This window comes from Nevskiales bacterium, assembly GCA_035574475.1.
In the GTDB taxonomy this organism is placed as follows: domain Bacteria; phylum Pseudomonadota; class Gammaproteobacteria; order Nevskiales; family DATLYR01; genus DATLYR01.
The window spans coordinates 1-3,905 of the sequence record DATLYR010000160.1 but is presented as its reverse complement, the minus strand read 5'-3'; the positions used below and the strand labels follow the sequence as shown (position 1 = coordinate 3,905).

Sequence of the window (3,905 nt, the reverse complement as noted above, 5' to 3'; positions counted from 1 at the left end):
CCCGCCGCTGTCCAAGGCCTATTTCGCCGGCAGCGCGAAGCTGGAGAGCCTCTACGTCCTGCCGCAGGCCAGCCTGGACAAGATCCGGGTCGAGTTCATCGGCAATACCCGCGTCGAGCGCATCGACCGCGCCGCGAAGACGGTGGCGCTGTCGAACGGCACGACGCTGGCCTACGACAAGCTCGCCCTGGCCATCGGCGGCCGCGCGCGCCCGCTGAACCTGCCGGGCGCCAATCGCCCGAACGTACACCTGCTGCGCACCATCGCCGACGTGGACGCCATCCGCGCGCGGATCGCGCCGGGCAGGCGCATGGTGGTGATCGGCGGCGGCTTCATCGGCCTGGAAACCGCCGCGGTGGCGGTCAAGCTCGGGCTCAAGGTCACGGTACTGGAAGGCCTGCCGCGCGTGCTGGCGCGGGTCACGGTGCCGGAGATCTCGGCCTTCTTCGAGCGTATCCACCGCGAGGCCGGCGTGGACCTGCGCACCGGTGTGCAGGTGACGGCGCTGGAAGGCGAACCCGAGGTCACCCACGTCGTGCTCGATGGCGGCGAGCGCGTGGCCGCCGACTTCGTCGTGGTCGGCATCGGCCTGATCCCGAACGTCGAGCTGGCGCAGGCCGCGGGCCTGGCGGTGGACAACGGCATCGTGGTGGATGAGTACACGCGCAGCTCCGATCCCGACATCGTCGCCGCCGGTGACTGTACCAACCATCCCAATGCCTTCCTCGGCCGTCGTATCCGCTTGGAGTCGGTGCAGAACGCAATGGAGCAGGGCCGCGCCGCCGCGCAGGCCATGCTGGGCAAGGATGCGCCCTACCGGACCGTGCCCTGGTTCTGGTCGGACCAGTACGACATCAAGCTGCAGATGGCGGGGCTCTCGGCCGGCTACGACCAGCTGGTGTTGCGCGGCGACCCGGCCACGCAGCGGTCCTTCGCCGCCTTCTACCTGCGCGAGGGGCAGCTGATCGCCGCCGACACCGTCAGCCGGCCGCAGGACTTCATGTTCGCGAAGAAGCTGGTGGCGGCGCGCACGCGGCTGGACCCCGCGCAGCTGGCCGACGAGTCGGTTGCGCTGAAAACCCTGGCCGCCTGATACTCGCGGCCATGCCCAAAGTCATCTTCATCCAGCCGGACGGCGCCAGCCAGGAAGTCGAGGGCAGCGTCGGCCAGTCGGTGATGGAGGCGGCCACCACGAATTTCGTTCCCGGGATCATCGGCGAATGCGGCGGCTGCTGTTCCTGCGCCACCTGCCATGTGTACGTGGACGAGCCCTGGTTCTCGCAGCTGCCGCCGGCCGACGAGATGGAGCAGGGCATGCTGGAGGGCGCGGTCGAACCGGGGCCCCTGAGCCGGCTGTCCTGCCAGATCAAGCTCACCGAGGAGATGGACGGGCTGATCGCCCGCATTCCCGCCGGACAAGTTTAGGGAACCTTTGTTCTATTCCGTCACCCCGGCGAAAGCCGGGGTCCAGAGCCTTGAAAGTCGCTGGATTCCGGCTTTCGCCGGAATGACGAAAGCAATTAATCAGAGTTTCCTTACTGTAGCTAGCCGGGGGCTTTCCTGGTTTTTCTCTTCTCGGTCTTTTTCGCGCTGATGCCGCAGGCCTTCTCCAGTTCGGCCAGCGCATCCCGGCTGTACACCGCCATGCGCTGCAGGCTGGGGATGGCATCGCGGTCGCCGAGGAAGCCGACGGCGATGCGATCGTTGTAGCCGACCAGCGTGATGTTCAGCGCATAGCCGTCGAACAGGAAGGACACGGGATACATCGCCTCCAGCTCCGCGCCCATCAGGTACAGCGGCTCGCGCGACAGCACCACGTTCGACACCACGAAGTTGAAGAACGGCGGCAGCTTGGCCAGCGTACCCGTCATCTGGCCGAGGATCAGCGGCGACAGGCCCAAAAGCGCGAACTGCATCAGCGCGGTCGGCGTCATCTCCTGCAATTCGTTCTTGCTGCGCGTGGTCACGCGGTGGATGAGGTCCAGGCGTTCGCGCGGGCTCTTCAGGTCGGTGCCCAGCGGCACGACGAAGCCGGCCACGGCATTGCCCGGCTTGCCGTCGGGCCGCGTCAGGCCCATCGGCACCGAGGCCAGCAGCGATTTCTCCGGCAGCGCATCCTGCTCGATCAGGTAGCGCCGCACGGTGCCGCCGACGATGGCCAGACACACGTCGTTCACGGTCGTACCGGTGGCGACCGCCAGCGCCTTGATGCGCGGCAGCTCGAGTATCTGCGTGCCCAGGCGCCGCTGCTGGGAAACGCGCACGTTGAACAGGCTGCGCGGCGTATGCAGCGCCATGCGCGCGCCGCTGTCCTCGCCCTGCGCCATCTTGCGCAGGCCGCTGACCAGTTCCTTCAGGGCCTTGGCCTGTTCGGCGGCAGTGCGCGCCGGCTTCTTCATGCGCTGCAGCAGCGACGACGGTGTTTCCTCGTCGGTACCGTCGGCGGGCTTCGCGGCCAGAATCCAGGGTCCCATCGGCCTGTCTTCGTTCGGATCCCTGGACAGCCACTTCTGCACCATGCGCATCGCGCCCACGCCGTCGATGGCGCAGTGATGGGCCTTGAAGTACAGCGCAAAGCGCCTGTTCTCGAGCCCTTCGATCAGGTGGCATTCCCACAGCGGCCGCGACATATCGAGCGGGTGCGAATGCAGACGCGCCACCAGGATGCCCAGTTCGCGCTCGCCGCCGGGATAGGGCAGGGCCGAATGGCGCAGGTGGTAGTCCATCTCCACCTCGGTTTTTTCCCAGGCCGGCGCCACGCGCGCCAGGCGCCCGCGCGCCAGCCGGCAGTCGAAGGGCGGCGGCATGAAAGGCTGCTCGCGCATCTTGTCGAGCAGGCGGCGCAGGAAGTCAGGCGGCGCCTTGGCGGGCAGGCGGAAGGTCATCAGCGCGCCCACATGCATGGGTGTGCGCTTGGATTCCATGCGCAGGAACGCGGCGTCGACCGGGCTGAGATAGGTTTTTGTCATTTTCGCCTCCGGATCGGCATACGGTGCCTGAATTCGGGGGCTGCGGCTATCCCTGCAGGCGCGCGCTGCCGCTTTCCTAATCGGTTTGGATGAGGCCCCTTCATCCGGGCATCCGTAAGTTATGGGACAAAGTTCCCAAACAAGGCCGGGGGAGGCAGGGGCATGCGAGTGTCGGGGAGAATGGCGGTCGTTTGCAGGCTGGGCCTGCTGGCCGCTGGGATGGTCACGCTGGGCGTTCATGGGCCGGTCCAGGCCGGCAGCTTCGAATTCTGGGACATCGAGGGCAGCTACAAGGCCACGCTCGGCTACTCGGCCGCCTGGCGCATGGAGGATCCGGACCCGGCACTGATCGACGGCGCCGTGATTCCGCTGGAACCCGTGCTGTTCCCGCCAGGCCAGATCGCCGGCTTCATCAACTCCGGCCTGCCGCGCACCATCAACGGCGACGACGGTAACCGCAACTTCGAGAAGGGCGACATGGTGAACAACCGCGTCAGCCTGTTCACCGAGCTGCAGTTCCGCCGCGACAACTACGGCCTCGTGGTCAGCGGCGACATCTTTCGCGACGAGGCCTATCTCGACCGCAACGCCAACGATTCGCCCGAGACCCTCAACCGCAGCGATGCCGCGACGCGCTTCGACCGTTTTTCCAGCTCAGCCGAACGCTACAGCGGCCAGCGCGCACGCCTGCTCGAGGCCTATGCCTACGGCGACTGGGGCCTGTTCGGCGATCGCATGTTCCTGAACGTGCGCGTCGGCGAACACGTGGTGGCCTGGGGCGAAAGCCTGTTTCTGTCCGGCCTGCAGCTGGCGATGGGACGAGCCGACGCCGCGCGCGCCTTCGTGCCCGGCGCCGAGATCAAGGAAATCCTGTTGCCGCACAACCAGATCTCCGCGACCCTGGCGCTGAGCCCGACGTTGAGCCTGATGGGCTAT

Annotated in this window: 4 protein-coding genes; 3 read left to right on the top strand and 1 reads right to left on the bottom strand. The window is 67.0% G+C overall.

Annotated elements, in window-relative coordinates; translation table 11 throughout:
• Positions 1 to 1,093: FAD-dependent oxidoreductase (locus tag VNJ47_09400; GenBank protein ID HXG29048.1), on the top strand; the 1,093-nt coding region annotated here is incomplete at its 5' end.
• Positions 1,094 to 1,104: 11 nt separating this feature from the next.
• Complete coding sequence (locus VNJ47_09395; protein ID HXG29047.1) at positions 1,105 to 1,425, top strand: 2Fe-2S iron-sulfur cluster-binding protein; 321 nt, start codon at positions 1,105 to 1,107, stop codon at positions 1,423 to 1,425.
• Between the two features lie 119 nt (positions 1,426 to 1,544).
• Here VNJ47_09395 and VNJ47_09390 read toward each other — a convergent pair whose 3' ends face one another.
• Positions 1,545 to 2,969, bottom strand: coding sequence for a wax ester/triacylglycerol synthase family O-acyltransferase (locus VNJ47_09390; GenBank protein ID HXG29046.1), 1,425 nt, complete (start codon positions 2,967 to 2,969; stop codon positions 1,545 to 1,547).
• A gap of 168 nt (positions 2,970 to 3,137) precedes the next feature.
• Between VNJ47_09390 and VNJ47_09385 the strand changes: the two genes are divergently transcribed.
• A partial coding sequence (locus VNJ47_09385; protein HXG29045.1) for a DUF1302 family protein occupies positions 3,138 to 3,905 on the top strand: 768 nt, incomplete at its 3' end.